Below are 15,404 nucleotides of genomic sequence, written 5' to 3' on the forward strand. Positions count from 1 at the left end.
GGCGCACCGTTCGCTCACTCCATTGGTTTCGATTGAGCTATCGTACCCGTTAGTTCAATTTCCCAATCTGAAAAATTCAGCTTGATTCATAAAATATACATCAATATTTTCGATTATGAGCCCTCCGTTTTCTTCCGAGTTGCTTTTTACTTGAATCCATTCGTTGTCTTTCTTAAACTGCTCCCATAGCCTTTGACGCTGCGCCATATCCTTAAATTCCATCACATAGTATAGTTTATTTTGGCCTGTTGCATCTATCCAGAAATTCACGACCTTCATTCCCAGTCTTGTAAAAATTTTAAACGTATGCTCCTTAAATCTGTCTTGAATGGCATCCATTCGACCTTCGTAAATCGTATAGATTCGCAACTCGTATAGCATGTTATTTCCTCCCTGAATGAATCTGATTGGTAATCCAGCACACATCTATTTCGACTTTTTAAAAATCAGATCGAGCGCATTCTCTCTGGACCATCATGCTAACCTCTGCCCAGGCGTACGGCATATGACAATATCAACACCTTCTCATGGATCGCTATGTTATAAGTTTACGCTTCCGTCGACACCACCCCACCGCGGCTCAAACCTGCGGCTCATCCGTTCGCGGTTCAGCTCCAGCCTCTTGAATGCTCTCCTCCAACTGTCCCTCGGGCGTTAACCGAAAGACAATATGACGTATCCAGCGGTCGTCGTCACGTTTCGGGTAATCGACCCGATAATGTCCGCCGCGGCTCTCTTCGCGTCGCAGAGCAGCTTTCGTAGTAAGCAACGCGCAAGTAAGCAAATTGGCAAATTCATATTCTTCCTGCTTCGTTAATGCTCCGTCAAGGAACGCGACTTGTCGCTTCAGCTCGTCCAATCCGCGTTGGAGCCCCTTCGCATCGCGCCTTATACCGGCTTCGCGCAGCATAATTTTTTGCAGCTTCAGCCTTTTTTCCACAATCGACTGCTGCTGCGGCTCTTGCCGATGCGTCGCCACGCAAAGCTGCTGCACCCCCTGGCCAAGCGGCGGCAGCGCTGCGATCCGCTCGATAATGCGGCGGCCGAAAACAATCGCCTCCGACAGCGAATTGCTGCCCAGCCGATTGCCTCCGTGCACGCCAGTAGACGACACTTCTCCGCAGGCAAACAATCGTTTCACCGCTGTCTCCCCATGCAGATCCGTCTTGACGCCGCCCATCATATAGTGGGCTGCCGGTGCAACCGGGATCCAGTCCGTGGACAGATCGAGCCCAAATGGCAGACAGAAGCCGTAGATGGTTGGAAAGCGGCGCTTGACGAATTCTTCCGATTCATGCGTAATATCAATGTAGACAAAAGTCGACTTCGTTGCTTCCATCTCATCGAGAATAGCTCTCGCTACAACATCGCGCGGAGCCAGTTCAAGCTGCTCGTGATATCGGGCCATGAAGCGCTCACCCTTAATGTTGCGCAGGATCGCCCCCTCGCCGCGAACCGCTTCGGAAATCAGAAACCGCGGAGCACCCGGATAGCACAAGGCGGTCGGATGAAACTGGACTAATTCGACGTCGCGAATTTCCGCACCGGCTCTAAGAGCGATCGCGATGCCGTCGCCCGTAGCAATGTCCGGATTCGTCGTATAGCGGAACAGTTGTCCTGCCCCTCCGGAGCACAGAATCGTTGCGTCCGCCTCCACCACGACTCTTGTCCCATCCGGCTTCTGCACAAGTGCGCCGCGGCATTCGCCATTCTCGGTCAACAGATCGATCACATAATGGTCATCCCACAGCTCGATGTTCGGGTCTAGCTTCGTCCGTTCAGACAGCGAGCGTACGATCTCCGCCCCCGTCGCATCCCCATGGGCATGCAGGATACGTCGATGGCTATGGGCCCCTTCTTTTGTCAAGGCCAATTCGCCGTTCTCCTCGTCAAATACGGTCCCCATTCGAATCAGGTCGCGGACGCCGTCCGGCCCTTCGTGGACAAGCACGCTAACCGCTGCTTCGTCACACAAACCCGCTCCGGCAACCAAAGTGTCTTGCCTATGAAACTCCGGCGAATCTTCATCGGAGATGACCGCCGCGATGCCGCCTTGGGAGTATCGGGTATTGCTGTCGAGCAGCGATTTTTTCGTAATCATTAACACCGACTTCGTTTCGCTCGCTTTAATCGCCGTAAACAATCCGGCAATCCCCGCCCCTATGACGATCACATCCGTCCGGGCGCGAGGGAGCTGCTGCATATCGAAATCGACTAAATAACGTGGGAACATGAGGTCAGGTCACCTCTAGATTCAAAGTAGCGCATGCTACTTCACTTGCAGCATGCGTTCTAAGGAAAGTCGGGCTTTGTTGGCGATGTCTTCGGGCATCGGCCGTCGGCCCATGATCATCCCGAGGATTGGCGAGCCCAGGGCGACACCGAAGGCATAGCCGGTAATCAGTTAACCAACCGAAGAGATCGAGACGTGAAGTTCTGGAACCGGTCGTTCGCCGGGACGTTCAACGTGTCGATCATCGCCTGATACACGGTATCCCCTACTTTCTTTTGATACTCCGCCGATTTTCCCTTCATCAATGCGATGCGTATGAATGGCATGCCGCACGCTTTTTGGCGTGTTTGGTATGATTGAATCTTAGCACGATAACCTCTATGCTAAGAATGCAGGCGAGTTCGTGCGAAGAGTTCGTGTAAGTTCGTGTTTTCGGGAGGAGATCGGATGGCGAATAATCAAGAGGACCGGATATGGCCGGAAGAGATGATTCGCAGACTGCGACAGAGACCAAGCCCATTCGGAAAAGCGAAGCTGCGGCAGATTGATCTGTCCAAGCGGATCGGGGTGGAGACAAGGACGATTCAGCAGTGGGAGAATGGCGAGCGACTGCCGAGCGCTCCTAATCTGCAATTGTTAATTCAAATATTTGTAGTAGAACAAAAGTTTCTTCGCGGTTCCGAAAGAGCGGAGGCTCAGTTACTTTGGGAGACGGTCCGTCGATTCCATGACGACAGGTCGAGGAACGGCCGGGTGTACCCTCTCTTTGACGAACAATGGTTCGAAGCGATTCTCGCGGATGCTTCTGCGGGAAGCGAGTCTGACGTTCACTCCGGCATCCGATCGGGAGGTTCGCAGGTTCGCAGGCCCGATGCATCGCCGCAAAATGCAGCCGCGAAATACGGGCCAACGAATCTACCCAGTAGAATGTCCTCGTTTATCGGTCGCCTCGAACAGGCCCAGGAGATTCGGCAACGTCTTGCCGAATCTCCTCTCGTCACGCTTGCGGGTCCCGGGGGGAGCGGCAAGACGCGTCTAGCGTATAGGGTCGCTTCGGACGCCTGTCCTTGTTATCCTGACGGCGTATGGCTATTCGAGCTTGCTTCGGCCATGGATATGCTCTCGGCTCTGAGAATCATCACATCGGTATTGGACGTCAAGGAACAGAAGGAAAGGCCGCTCATCGAGTCCTTGCTGGACCATATCCGGAACAAACGCATGCTTCTCGTGTTCGATAACTGCGAGCACTTGATTGATTTCTGCTCTGCTCTCATCGAGCGGATGTTGTCGGCCGCTCCTTCGATCGCCATTTTGGCCACCAGCCAGGAGCCACTGAACATCGGCATGGAGTGCGTATGGAGGGTTCCGCAGCTCACTTTCCCCACGGAGAATGAGTTGCGGGATCATGTAGGATATGACGCCATTCTGTCCTGCGAGTCCGTTCAGCTGTTTATCGAGCGCGCGACCGCCATATCTCCTCCCTTCCGCGTTATGGAAGAGGATTTGAAGATCGTCGGACGGATCTGCGAACGTCTGGAGGGCATTCCGTTGTCTATAGAGCTTGCAGCCGCCCGGACCAACGTGCTTAGTATTGAGCAAATCGACGAACGGCTGTCCGATTTGTTCGCCGTCCTTACCGCCGGGAAGAGAACGGCTGCCCCCCGTCATCAATCGCTTCGAGCCACCCTCGAGTGGAGCTTCACTCTGCTCACGGAGCAAGAGCGTCAGCTGCTGCGGAAGCTGAGTCCGTTTACCGGGGGATTCGAGCTGGAAGCGGTCGAACATATATGCGCGGATGAAGAATCGAACCCTTCTCTCGGATGGTTCGATCGTCAGGAAGCCTTAGATTTGGTTGCTAGCCTATACAATAAATCGTTTCTATCTGTTGATTCAGCAATTGTTGCTCCTAGACGAAGATATTCGATGCTCGAAACAATTAAACAATTTGGAATCGAACAATGGGAGAAGCACTGCACGGACGAGGAACGCGAACGGCTTAACAGCCGCTTCGTCGACCACTACTGTCGGTTGGTCGAGAGAGCGGAACGGGGATTCCGAAGTCGGAACCGGGATGCCGCATTCGCGGAGATTCAGCGGGAATACGCTAACATCTGCTCCGCGCTGAGAAAAGCCTGCGATCTTCCGCGGGAGGTGGGAGCCGCAGTGAGAATGGCGTCCTGCCTCTATTATTACTGGCTGCATGAAGGCACCTTGCAGGAAGGATCCGCGCAGCTTCGATCGGCTCTCGCGACGCATAGTCAAGCTTCCGTTCAAGAACACGCGGTCAAAGCTAAGCATGGTCTTAGCGTGTTGCTATGGGTCATGGGAGAAATCGAGGAAGCCGAAAATTTGGCCAGACAAAGCGCGGATGAAGCTCGCAAGCTCGGACATCCGGCGCTCTTGGCATCTCAGCTTCGAATGCTGACTCAGCTGGCATCGCGTTCGGGCTTAGCGGACGAAGCGATCCGGCTAGCGGAAGAAAGCGTGCTTCATGCCAGGGATTCAGGTGACGACTGGAACCTCGCGTCATCCTTAAGCTCTCTGGGCAACATCCTGCTGGTGCAACAGAAGTGGGAACAGGCTGAACCCTTGTTCATCGAAAGTTCAACGCTATTCGAGAAAGCAAAAGACGATTTGGAGTTGTCGGGACCTTTGCGGGCATTGGGATATATTGCATTAAACCAGCGGAGGCCCAGAGAAGCGTTGGCACTTTTTAAGAGAAGCATTGCCATTTGTCAAACTTATCAGGGAACGTGGTTCCTCGCGCTAGGAGTCGAGGGGCTTGCAAGCACATTGTGCGGGCTGGAAGAATATCGCGCGGCAGCTATGTTTATCGGCGTCTCCAAGAAGTTACGTGCGAAGCTTGGTTCCACGGCTCAGCCCCAGTTTCAAATGATTTACGAACAGGCGATACGAACCTGTAGGCTAGAATACGGCGATGAACCGTTTAACGAGGCAATTGCGATTGGAAGAGGAATGACAAGAGAACAGGCCGTTTCTTATGCGTTAGAGATGTAGGGGGCACTGCCGAACGGAATGCATGAATGACGCCTTGCCCTACCGATGGCTCTATGTTTCTAGCAATCACCTTGAACGGCAATCCTTGGAGGGCGGCCCTTCGAACTTAGATCTGATTCTGTAATGACAAGTAGGAGGCCATCCCGCAAGGAATGGCCTATTCGTTAGGAACGGATTTCGGAGGTTTTCTTAAAAATCATCACTCCCAATGTTTATTCTAACGAATTAGACGAAGCGAATAAGTAATAAGTTATCATTGGAATTGGATTTTTTTACCAAATTTATTAGTTCGATATTCCACTAATCCGCCCATTAGCGGAACAAGCGGCCGAAGATGTCGGCCGCTTGTTGTCGTTGCGTTTTCGTACCCGTTAACGTAATGATTGAAAATTCATATGGATACCTGATCTGTTGCTGACACGAATAATTGAATCAAGTTGACTCTTGGGATATTCAATCCATCCCCTGCTCCTTACTTGATTACTTATTTCAAAAGAATGATAGCCTGGATAGGTCTTAAACTGCTTCAAATAATCTTGAATTTGTTTGATCATAGGAGCTGAGTTAAATAATTTTGAGTCAAATGCAAATATAATAGCCCCTTCTCCCCAGGGTTTACCTGGTGCATTTCCAAAAAATCCCCCAGTTAATGCACCTGCAATAAACTCCATACCCATTGCTAACCAAAGACCTTTGGTTCCACCCAAGGGCGGAAAAGATCCGCAACTTCGATCTCCTTCGAGAATCTTATACAAGATATTTAAGTCTTGAGATGCCTCACCATTGGCATCTTGTACGATTCCAGGAGGAAGTATTCCATATTGGTCAGCAATTTCTTTTAGCCCGACCGCTGAGTGACGAACATCATGAGCACTTAAAGAACCGTCAAATAAAAAGGGCGGGGTACCTGGTGCACCTATGGCAAGCGGATTATTACCAATAACATTTAGATCGGTAATGCCTTTATTCAGTAATGGGTTGTTTTGCGTTATTATTAACCCTATTTGGTTTGCTGATAAAATCGGTTTTAATCCTTCCCCAATGATGTTCGGTTTAGGCACCGCGACGATCCCAATTCCATACGTATCAGCTAGGGATGATGCAAGTGACGCACCTTTCCTGGCGACTTCATCAGGCCAATTTCTATAAGTAGAAAAAACACGAGCTGAAATTGGTGTAATAAGCTCCGTTGTGACTTCCAATTGCTTAGTCACCATTCCACTATTAATTCTATCAATAATTGATTCGAGCCGTGCAGTACCTCTTGGAAAATCACCAATAATATCACGATTGATTTGTATTTCTGTCCACGTGTTTACAACGTAGTCATCTTCCACCCATTTGTGTAGAATGCTCTTACACCAATGAGTCATCTCCGAGATACTTATTTTTATGGATTCAGGCATTTAGTTCCATTCCTTTCCTTTTCTCAAAATACATCCGAACATTTTCTGAATAATTTTTCCGATTATATCCTTCCCCTCAGATGCATGCAACACTTATTTTTAAACATTCCTTCAATTTGTTACTACCCTAACGAGTTGAAGTTACCGATGGATACTGTAGCTCAACTTTTTTGCCCGTCCCTCGGCATCTCAAAAGTACTGTCAATCGCTATCCTGCCCGTTAGCGGAACAAGCGGCCGATGATGTCGGCCGCTTGTTGTCGTTGCGTTATCGTACCCGTTAGTGGAATGGGAGGCCTACTATTTTAAGTGCTCTACATTCGCAAAATCATCTATGCTGAACTTTCCATTATCATAATTTAGTTTCGTTATTGAACATTCAGGAACAAGGTTACTTTGTTCTTCTATAAAACTAGGATGCCAAACGTTCAACTCGGATTCGGGAATGGCATTAACTAGGAAATCGGTTATTAATCCACCATGAGTAACAATTACAATGTTACTTTCGGGTGGGTGTATATTGCCTAATTCCGATAATAAAGATGAAAGGCGCATACATGCCTGTTTTGCTGAATCACCTACAGGAGGTATATAGTCAGGATCACGTGTACATTGCTCCCACATTTCCACGAATTCGTCAAAGGTTTGCTCAGGTAAGTCCCCCCAGTTAGCGCGTTCGCGCAAACGAATATCCTCTGTCACTTCTGATCTCGTTGCTGATGCGATGTATTTAGCTGTCTCTCTAGCTCTACGGAGTGGACTTGAAACAACTGCTTTTATAGGGGAGCTCGACAAATATCTAGCAGTCAGTTGTGCTTGCATAATGCCATCAGGAGTTATTGAAACATCCCCTTTTGCCTTCTCCTTAATAGCATGCCTTACCAAAAAGAAGTTTGTAATCATACTACGTTAATCCCCCTGTGACAAATTGCGAACTATTCAATGTTCACTGTGTTTAACGCTTCCATGACTTGGAAAGTTGCATTAAACTGCCCGTTAGCGCAGCGGCAACTATTGCAAATGCAAATTGGCAATGGATCGGCTCCATCGCCGCGCTCTCGTACCCGTTAGGATTCCTGTAGGGCGTTAATTTTGCGCTTTGCACAAAAACGAGCGACTCCGGTACGATGGGGTAGTCACGGGTCATAGCCCTTTAGCCATCTTAAGGAGGTCGCTCTATCTTGAAGTTTAAAGCTCAAGCCAAACAAAATCAACTGCTCGAACACATTTCAACTCGGCACCTTGTCGTCGGCATTGACATCGCCCAACAGTCCCATGTTGCTCGCGCCGTCAACTTCCGTGGGGTCCTGCTTGGCACTCCTCTTCACTTCTCCAACGACGATGCCGGCTTCAACCAACTGCTGCAGTGGCTGAAAGATCTGCAGGGGACGCATCAACTTAACGACACCATCGTCGGCATGGAACCAACCGGCCATTACTGGCTCAGCCTGGCTGCCTGGCTCAAAGACCGAAGCCTCGAAGTCGTGTTGGTAAATCCTCATCTCGTCAAAAAGAATAAGGAAAACCGCGACAATACGCCTTCCAAAAGCGACGTCAAAGATGCCTTTGTTATCGCCGACATGGTCAAAAATGGCTACTACACCTTCATCAAAGAAACCAGTGAAGCGTTCATGGAACTGCGCGTGCTCATGGCGAACCGCGAGACCATCGTCCATCGTCTCATCAGCGTCAAGAACCAGATCCACCGCTGGGTCGACATTGTTTTTCCGGAGCTGCGGCAGGTATACAAGCACCTCATTGGCTCCGGGTCGCTGGCTACACTGCGTCTGTTTCCAACGCCTGCCGATCTTCAAAAGCTCAACGTTCGCCAGGTAATCGACGGCTGGAAAAAACGGTCACGAAACGGCACAGCGGTGAGCGACGGGCCGGCGAGTTGCTGGTACTGGCAGCCCGTTCGGTTGGTGCCAAGCATGCCGAGAAAGCCTACAAGCTTCATCTGCAACAGCTGCTGGCCGAATATGATCTGGCTATAGAGCAGCTACAAGCAATCGAGAATGAAGTGGCGGCTGCACTGGCTCGGATCCCGCTGGCCAAGCCGCTGCTGGCGATGAGGGGCATGAGCATCCTGTCAGTCGCCGGCATACTGGGTGAAGCTGGCGACCTCAGCGGCTATGCACATGGCAATGCCTTGCTGCGGCATGCCGGCCTCAACCTGGCGGAAGCAGCTCAGGCAAGTGGAAAGGTCAGATGTCCATAAGCAAACGGGGCCGACCCAGACTTCGGCATGCCCTGTTCATGGCAACCATGCTCTCATCTTGAACGATGAAGTGTTTAAACGACAGCACGAAGTGAATGTAAAAATGAAAAGTATGAAGCCGATGCGCTCAGTGATGAAGCTTTGCGGCAAGCTGGCTCGCCTCCTGGTTGCCATGGCACAGAGCGGGGAAGCCTACGATCCAGATCGAGCTCTTCCTGTGAAACAAGCTGCTTAACCGCTTCTCAATTGGCACGAAAACTGGCTTATTCGCAGGACCTTAAGATTGCACGGAGTACCGGATTGTGTTCAACAAAAGGGCCCAGACCCGTACCGTTAGGATAACCGGCCTCCACCCACCGGATAGGCGTAACGAAGGCATGAAAGGGCATGGACCCGTCGAGAAATGGGAGTGAAAGCCTCCGGAGGTACGTGGAGCAGCGTGCAGCAATGCAGTAAAAAAAGGAGCGAAACCTCGCCCCTTCTGTTCCCGCATGAACTTCGGTTGATGAATTTGACGGTACCAAGCCCATTCTACCTAGATAATGTTTTATCCCATGGTGAAATCCTGCGAATAAGCGAGCATTTGTGAGAAAACTACATTGTACCGAGGGAGTTAAATTAATAGGCTTTCTTAACTCTACTCTCTTTTATCCATTCAAAAGAAGCATTGGCAAAAATAAGTACAACGCCAAAAAAAATAGCTGAATCTGCTATGTTAAAAATCTGAAGCGGATAAAACACATGTTCGAAAATTGTAAAATGAAAATTAAATTGAATGAAGTCCACCACTTTACCGTAAAATATTCGATCCGTAAGATTCCCGATCGCTCCACCTAAAATAAAACAGCTTGCAATTGCTAAGATTTTCTTTTTTTCTCTCAACATTTTGCGAATGTACCATAAAATACCACCTATAATAATTACAGTAATTGCAACAAAAAACCAATGTTGCCCCTCTAAAATACCATAAGCAACTCCTCCGTTACGGACTGAAGTGATTTGAAGGACATCTTCAATTATAGGACGGGATTCATTCAAACTAAGTTTATTCCTAATAATCCATTTGGAATATTGATCAGTTAATAAGACGAATAATGCAATAGCATAATAAATCAAATTATGGTCTCCCTTTCTGAGATAAATTGGGGTCTCGTTTAGTAAAAGAAAAATAGGTTTTGGATGCCTAATACTTTTTCAATAATACCATATTTTGGCTGAGGAATCATTGGTTTTTCATGATACCTTGCAACAATATCCTGCCCGTTAGCGCAACAAAGGCAGCCGATCCATCTGATCAACTGCCTTCGTGTATGTATTAAGTCTTGTATCCCATTAGCTTAAAAGGCTGCCATACATTTTCGTGACAGCCCCCCTGATTTCCTTTATATCGTGCCCGTTAGTTTAGTATTTTCTTCGCAAAGAGCCTCTTCAAGTGGACAAAAAGGGACAAAGACCGAAGATAATGGTCTTTGTCCCTTTTTTCTACTTCCGATTCAGATGTAAGGGTGTTCACATGACAATCAAATCATTCCAATGCTTTTACAAATTTAATGAGCCATTCGGCCCGGCTCTCGGACAGCTTCTTGCCCTTCTGTGCTTCAGCTTCGTGCACGAAAGCGTCTAGCTTTCCTTGCTGGAGCTTCACGAGAAAAGATTGTGCCAGCCCTGCCTCCTCCGGATTCCACAGCCATTGTCGGATCAGATTAATCAGGCTTTCCAGCGTTACCCGAATCGTGTATTCGGCAGAAGCGGAACCTGTAAATCCTGCACCGTTCTCCGCTTGAGCCGTTATCGTATGGGTGCCAAGTGGCAGCTGGTACGCAGGAGCAATCACGAGTGGTGATGCACAGGAACTATACGTGACGCCTGATACGTTATCGGAGGCAGTGCATGTAATAAGTACCGTCTGGTCTATCGTATACTCACCCGCCCCGATAATCGTGATTTCCGGTGCCGTCTTGTCAATGGAGATGCTGACGGATTGGGGTCCTTCCACATTCCCTGCCCGGTCGATCGAACGATACATGACCGTTTGCGCCCCTTCTTCGGTGACGGCCACAGGGGTCGCATACTGACGCCAGGTGCGCCCCGAATCCAGGCTGAACTCGGTCCGATCGACTCCTGACAAATCGTCCGACGACGTCAATCTGACCGTAACGTCTGAGGAGAACCAACCGCCCCGGTACGTGCCGTCCAGTAAGGCGGTTGTCACCGGGGGTGTCGTATCGTTTGGCGGATTGTCGTACGTGATCGTATAGGTTTGGACAACCCCGTCTTGCGCTGTGACCCGAATCGTAACGGCATTCGATCCCTCGGCTAGCGGGATGATATCCGACGCTTGCCCGCTCTTGACCGGCTTATCATTGACCGAGATCAAGGCATGGGACTCTGCTGTTACCGGTGTGACTCTTACGGTGGACTGATGCCTGGTCAGCTTGACGCTGTAGTCGAAGACCCCGGACGAGAATTCCGGCGATAGTTCGCCTTGACTCGTCGTAAGCAACGTTAGCGTCGCATCGGAGGACGGGTTAAGGATCAAATAAGGAGCGACCGCGAAATTTTCACGGCTGCTGACGGAGACGAGAAGGTTCCTTGTGTTCGGGTCCATTAGCCGAATCGTCGCTTTTTTGTCCAGTGCGAGCTGGTTTTTTATAAAATTAGTCACATCTAGGCTGTACCAACCCGCCTTTGTCACATGAAGAGTGCCGAGTGGCTGGGTACCCGCCAGCAGTCGGTTGTTCCAATTCATTACCTGTTCGCTCCAGTTGTCCCCGTCGAATCCAGCTGCGTGAACGTCGAGGGGAGCAGAGGGAGGTGTCGGAACGTATACCCTCATCACGACCGTTTGAACGGGATCTGTGTATCCGGCGAGATCAAACTTAAGATAAGACATCCGGTCACCGCCGCCAGCGGCACGTGGAACATCTGCAATATCGAGCGTCTCGGCACTGCCGTAGTTCGCGGCCGGCGCGTTCTCAAACACATACGTATCTTCTGCAGCGCGGAACTCATTATCGATAGGTACAGCACGTGTAACGGTTAGGTTATAGGTGTCCTTGAAGCCATCCGGGCCGGTCACGATGACGAAGACCGTATTATCTCCCACGGCGAGCGGAATCGGCTGGGTTGCTTGACCACTTGCCGCCGCCTTCCCGTTCACTTCGACCGTACTTCCTGGTACGGCCACAGTCGGAGTAACCGAGATCACACTTGTTGAGGCCGGGACGGTCATCGTGTAGCGTGTCGTATTTGGGCTAAACAGCGGCGAAAGTGATCCAGCGCTCAGGGATAAGCCGCTCAGTCCGGCTTGAGGGTATAATGCCGTCGTATGCGGCCGGTCATAGGCTTGCGCCCAATAGTAGCCGCTTGCCGCTACCCGTCTGGGTTCAAAGCCGACTTGTCTTCCGGATGGAATGGCTTCCGATGTTAAGGTGATCCGTCCCGTTGCATCCGCCACGCCGCTCGTATATTTGCCGCCGGCATAGGTAAACCTGCCTTCGATGGCAGCAGCCGGTACCGGGTTGCCAGTGGCAGGATCAACGGCGCGCATGGAAGCGGCTGCGCTGCTTCCCGTATAGCTGACAAACAGATTCGTGAGGATTAATGGTCTCAACGAAGTATCGGCAGTCGTCGCAAACACTTCCTTTGAAGCCGGGCCTATGTTGCCTTTCAAATCCTTGGCAGCTACTTTGTAAAAATACGTTGTGTTTGGCAGAAGACCCGTATCGCTGAACGATTGTCCTCGTGCTGTACCTGCCATGCTTTCCGGTCCCGGCGTAAAGCCGCTGACTGTGCCACGATAGATGACGTACCGATCGATATCGGTATTATCGTGCGCCATGCCGAACGAGATATCGATCTGCTGGTAGGACACGGCTTTCGCTGTTGGGCCTGCGCTGACCTCCGTTGGCGCGACTGTGTCTGTAGGTGCGCTCCAAAATGTCCCACTTGGCCCCCAATAGGACGGTAGTAATCGGACCGAATCGTAATGATGCATGGCGATTCCGCCGAATGAGCTACTTCCGGCGAAAGCCGTATAAACTTTATCAAGCTCGGCTTCCATATGCGTTCGGCCTTCCTCGCGGAACGTGATCGTTTCCGGATCGCCGCTGTTTGCGATATCGAGCGTTTCGACGCCTAACACCACGGAATTCGGCTTACCAATCTTTTCCGCATAAGAGATTTCGCCCTCCCCGCCCGCAATTATGCCGGCTGACCCGTCCGCCGTATCGCGATAATCCATAATGCTGATGTAGTCACTGAGGTCCTGAACGTGCTCGGATAACCATTTCGTGGAACCGTTCCACGTAATACTTTCGGCCAGCGGCGAAGTATCAAACCATTTCGGGATCGCCGGTCCGAACGGCAGGTTGATACCGGCTGCGTCACGGCGACCGATCATTTTGCGCATACCGTCCAAATATTGCAGCTGTAAGGAGGGATATTGGTTTTTGAAATCTGGCGAAATATAGGGCTCGATGTCAACATTGATTCCATCAAACTTCTCGTTTTCGCCCGAAGAGATGTTGTAGTTGATGATGCTTTCCATTTCACGTATTGCTTTATCGTGGTAAGCGGCGTAGGCGCCCATGTAAGGGGGAGACGTTCCTCCGGCGATACATGCATACACCTGATAGCCCTGACTGTGTGCCCACGCGATGAAATCCCGCAGTTTGTCCGGATCATCCTCCAGTATATTCATACCGGCGAACGGGCCAACCGCCAAATAAAACGTCGTCACGGGATCGGAGTTGAACGTATCGGTGTCTTTGGAAAACGCATCCAGAACAGTCCTCGATCCAGGATTTAGCAGCAATTTGTACGTTTCCGATTCCCAGATCCACATCGCCCGATCTTGCCTCTTCATAAAAAACGGCTCGTGAGTTCCCGCGCCTACCTTTGCATACGTTGTCAAGCTCCTGCCAATATGCCCCAGGCTGTCTATCGCTTTCGCTTCGATGCTGGATGTTTTATCACCGATGTCCCTTGTATCCCAGGAATATACATAATCGGAGCCATTCTTTACCGCGCTCCGCCAAGGGCCGCCGTTGATCCGGACCTGTAAGCTGTTTATCGGATTCGGAGAGTACACCCTTACTTTCACCTCTACGAGCCCGCTGACTGAAGCACCGTCGCCGGGGCTGACAATCGTAACCTGTGGTTCCTGTGCAGACGCGTTGTTTACATGAATGACAATAGTGGGGCTCCAAACGCCGTATCTCGTCAAGTTATCCGTAGCCATCGCATTCAGCTTCACTTCACCATGATACATAGTGGTGTCCAGGTCATAATACCAAGAACCATTGTCGTCTCCGTCAGGATCGTTCATCACGGCGCTCACTTGCCGTTCCCCGTTGATGAATAGCTTTACACCAAAAGCATCGCTGTAAGTACCGGACACGCGCAGCGAACCGATGGGGACGTTCGCGCCGTCGGCTGGCGCATCCAGTGTCACGGCTCCGGAAGCAAGTACGGGTTGAGGCACTAGACCGAAACTTCCTAGGGCAATCAAAAAACTTAGAAACAGTAAAATGGACACTTTTGCTTTCCTAACGAGAAACCGCTTTCCTTTTATCATGCTACCTCTCCTTCGGTTCCTTATGCTCATCGGCTGTCGACATCCATCCTGTATTTCCCAGTATAAAAAAAACTACCACGGACGGGAACTACCGCGTTTTCCGGTTATAAACCAATTTTCACCGATGGCATAAACTGAATTCTCATCGACTAACCATTCTTAATGTGTCTGGTCCATGAGCAAAAAGGCATGTGGCCTCCTAATTGGGACGGAACAAGCGGCCAATGATATCGGCCGCTTGTTGTCGTTTGCGTTATCGTACCCGTTAGAGGAACGACCTTTACCCTTATTTAGGATAAGGTTCACTTGATCGATGTGGTAAAGCAGTATCTGAAAGCTCTGGTATATGGAGTTTCAAGTCAGGAGCTTGATCAAACGGTCCACTTCCCGCTGCCAATACCCATCGCCTACATGAATCTCTTGGATCATCAGCCCGGTGACGACGGAAAAATAGAGGAAGAGCAGCTGCCGTGGATCACCCTCGCCGAATTCACCGAGTTCCTGTCCTTTCACAAAAATAGGTACCAGTAAATCCATCGTATCCTGGGGGTGATACCTGGAGACTGCCCGTTTGGCTTGCTCCGGCACTCCTTCCGACGTCTGCGCATGCTGAATGAGCAGGAAGTAGTGCTTGTGGGTATCGTCCAGCATATTCCGTGTCAGCTCTTTGAACTGTTCAAGCGGGGTTCCGGGAAGTAAAGGAACATTCCGAATCGCCGTTTGTGCCTCATCAATGGCCTCCTGGACGAGCAGCGTAAACAGCTCTTCCTTGGACTGAAAATAGCGGTAGGTGAGACCTTGGCTAATGCCGGCTTCGGCGGCAATCATGCTTATCTTCGTGCCGGCGATTCCCCGGCCGGCGAACACTTTGAGCGCAGCCTTTTTAATCTGCTCTCTCCGTTCGTCATAGTTGCGTTCCGCCGGGTTGTTCGTTTGCGTCATTGTAATCATT

General features: G+C 50.4%; 9 protein-coding genes and 1 pseudogene. 2 read left to right on the forward strand and 8 right to left on the reverse strand.

From position 1 onward, the window contains the following. Positions 1-54 precede the first annotated feature (54 nt). The 3 genes from MJA45_RS24665 to MJA45_RS24675 all read right to left on the reverse strand — a co-directional run bounded on the left by MJA45_RS24665 (position 55) and on the right by MJA45_RS24675 (position 2,559). The gene (locus MJA45_RS24665) at positions 55-381 is read right to left on the reverse strand and encodes an NIPSNAP family protein (protein WP_315604550.1); all 327 of its coding nucleotides are present in this window, start codon (positions 379-381) and stop codon (positions 55-57) included. A gap of 199 nt (positions 382-580) precedes the next feature. After that, positions 581-2,233 (reverse strand): L-aspartate oxidase, encoded by a 1,653-nt coding sequence (gene nadB / locus MJA45_RS24670; protein WP_315604551.1) that lies wholly within the window; start codon positions 2,231-2,233, stop codon positions 581-583. Positions 2,234-2,400: 167 nt separating this feature from the next. Continuing rightward, complete coding sequence (locus MJA45_RS24675) at positions 2,401-2,559, reverse strand: tautomerase family protein (RefSeq protein ID WP_407083076.1); 159 nt, start codon at positions 2,557-2,559, stop codon at positions 2,401-2,403. Between the two features lie 121 nt (positions 2,560-2,680). Between MJA45_RS24675 and MJA45_RS24680 the strand changes: the two genes are divergently transcribed. Next, positions 2,681-5,251: a tetratricopeptide repeat protein gene (locus MJA45_RS24680; protein ID WP_315604553.1), complete on the forward strand. Its 2,571-nt coding sequence runs from the start codon at positions 2,681-2,683 to the stop codon at positions 5,249-5,251. Positions 5,252-5,622: 371 nt separating this feature from the next. On the opposite strand, the gene MJA45_RS24685 is transcribed toward MJA45_RS24680, so the two are convergent. Both MJA45_RS24685 and MJA45_RS24690 read right to left on the reverse strand, forming a co-directional pair. Beyond that, on the reverse strand, positions 5,623-6,657 hold the full coding sequence (locus tag MJA45_RS24685; protein WP_407083077.1) for an Ldh family oxidoreductase: 1,035 nt from the start codon (positions 6,655-6,657) through the stop codon (positions 5,623-5,625). A gap of 299 nt (positions 6,658-6,956) precedes the next feature. Next, complete coding sequence (locus tag MJA45_RS24690) at positions 6,957-7,559, reverse strand: histidine phosphatase family protein (RefSeq protein WP_315604555.1); 603 nt, start codon at positions 7,557-7,559, stop codon at positions 6,957-6,959. A gap of 278 nt (positions 7,560-7,837) precedes the next feature. Here MJA45_RS24690 and MJA45_RS24695 point away from each other — a divergent pair. Then, positions 7,838-9,109 (forward strand): annotated as a pseudogene (locus MJA45_RS24695) (IS110 family RNA-guided transposase). A gap of 383 nt (positions 9,110-9,492) precedes the next feature. Here MJA45_RS24695 and lspA read toward each other — a convergent pair. From lspA to MJA45_RS24710, 3 genes are all read right to left on the reverse strand, one after another. Beyond that, a complete protein-coding gene (gene lspA / locus MJA45_RS24700) occupies positions 9,493-9,990 on the reverse strand; it encodes a signal peptidase II (RefSeq protein ID WP_315604556.1) in 498 nt (165 codons plus the stop codon). A 409-nt stretch (positions 9,991-10,399) separates the two neighbouring features. Then, on the reverse strand, positions 10,400-14,452 hold the full coding sequence (locus tag MJA45_RS24705) for a cadherin-like beta sandwich domain-containing protein (RefSeq protein WP_315604557.1): 4,053 nt from the start codon (positions 14,450-14,452) through the stop codon (positions 10,400-10,402). A gap of 354 nt (positions 14,453-14,806) precedes the next feature. Continuing rightward, on the reverse strand, positions 14,807-15,394 hold the full coding sequence (locus tag MJA45_RS24710) for a TetR/AcrR family transcriptional regulator (protein WP_315604558.1): 588 nt from the start codon (positions 15,392-15,394) through the stop codon (positions 14,807-14,809). Positions 15,395-15,404: the final 10 nt, after the last annotated feature.

Origin of the sequence: Paenibacillus aurantius (assembly GCF_032268605.1) — a bacterium.
GTDB lineage: Bacteria > Bacillota > Bacilli > Paenibacillales > NBRC-103111 > Paenibacillus_AO > Paenibacillus_AO aurantius.

What these genes read in the sequence shown, in the direction of transcription:
- nadB (WP_315604551.1), bottom strand. Translation starts at nt 2,233, where the DNA reads ATGTTCCCACGTTATTTAGTCGATTTCGATATGCAGCAGCTCCCTCGC.
- MJA45_RS24685 (WP_407083077.1), bottom strand. Translation starts at nt 6,657, where the DNA reads ATGCCTGAATCCATAAAAATAAGTATCTCGGAGATGACTCATTGGTGT.
- MJA45_RS24710 (WP_315604558.1), bottom strand. Translation starts at nt 15,394, where the DNA reads ATGACGCAAACGAACAACCCGGCGGAACGCAACTATGACGAACGGAGA.
- MJA45_RS24665 (WP_315604550.1), bottom strand. Translation starts at nt 381, where the DNA reads ATGCTATACGAGTTGCGAATCTATACGATTTACGAAGGTCGAATGGAT.
- MJA45_RS24675 (WP_407083076.1), bottom strand. Translation starts at nt 2,559, where the DNA reads ATGCCATTCATACGCATCGCATTGATGAAGGGAAAATCGGCGGAGTAT.
- MJA45_RS24705 (WP_315604557.1), bottom strand. Translation starts at nt 14,452, where the DNA reads ATGATAAAAGGAAAGCGGTTTCTCGTTAGGAAAGCAAAAGTGTCCATT.
- MJA45_RS24690 (WP_315604555.1), bottom strand. Translation starts at nt 7,559, where the DNA reads ATGATTACAAACTTCTTTTTGGTAAGGCATGCTATTAAGGAGAAGGCA.
- MJA45_RS24680 (WP_315604553.1), top strand. Translation starts at nt 2,681, where the DNA reads ATGGCGAATAATCAAGAGGACCGGATATGGCCGGAAGAGATGATTCGC.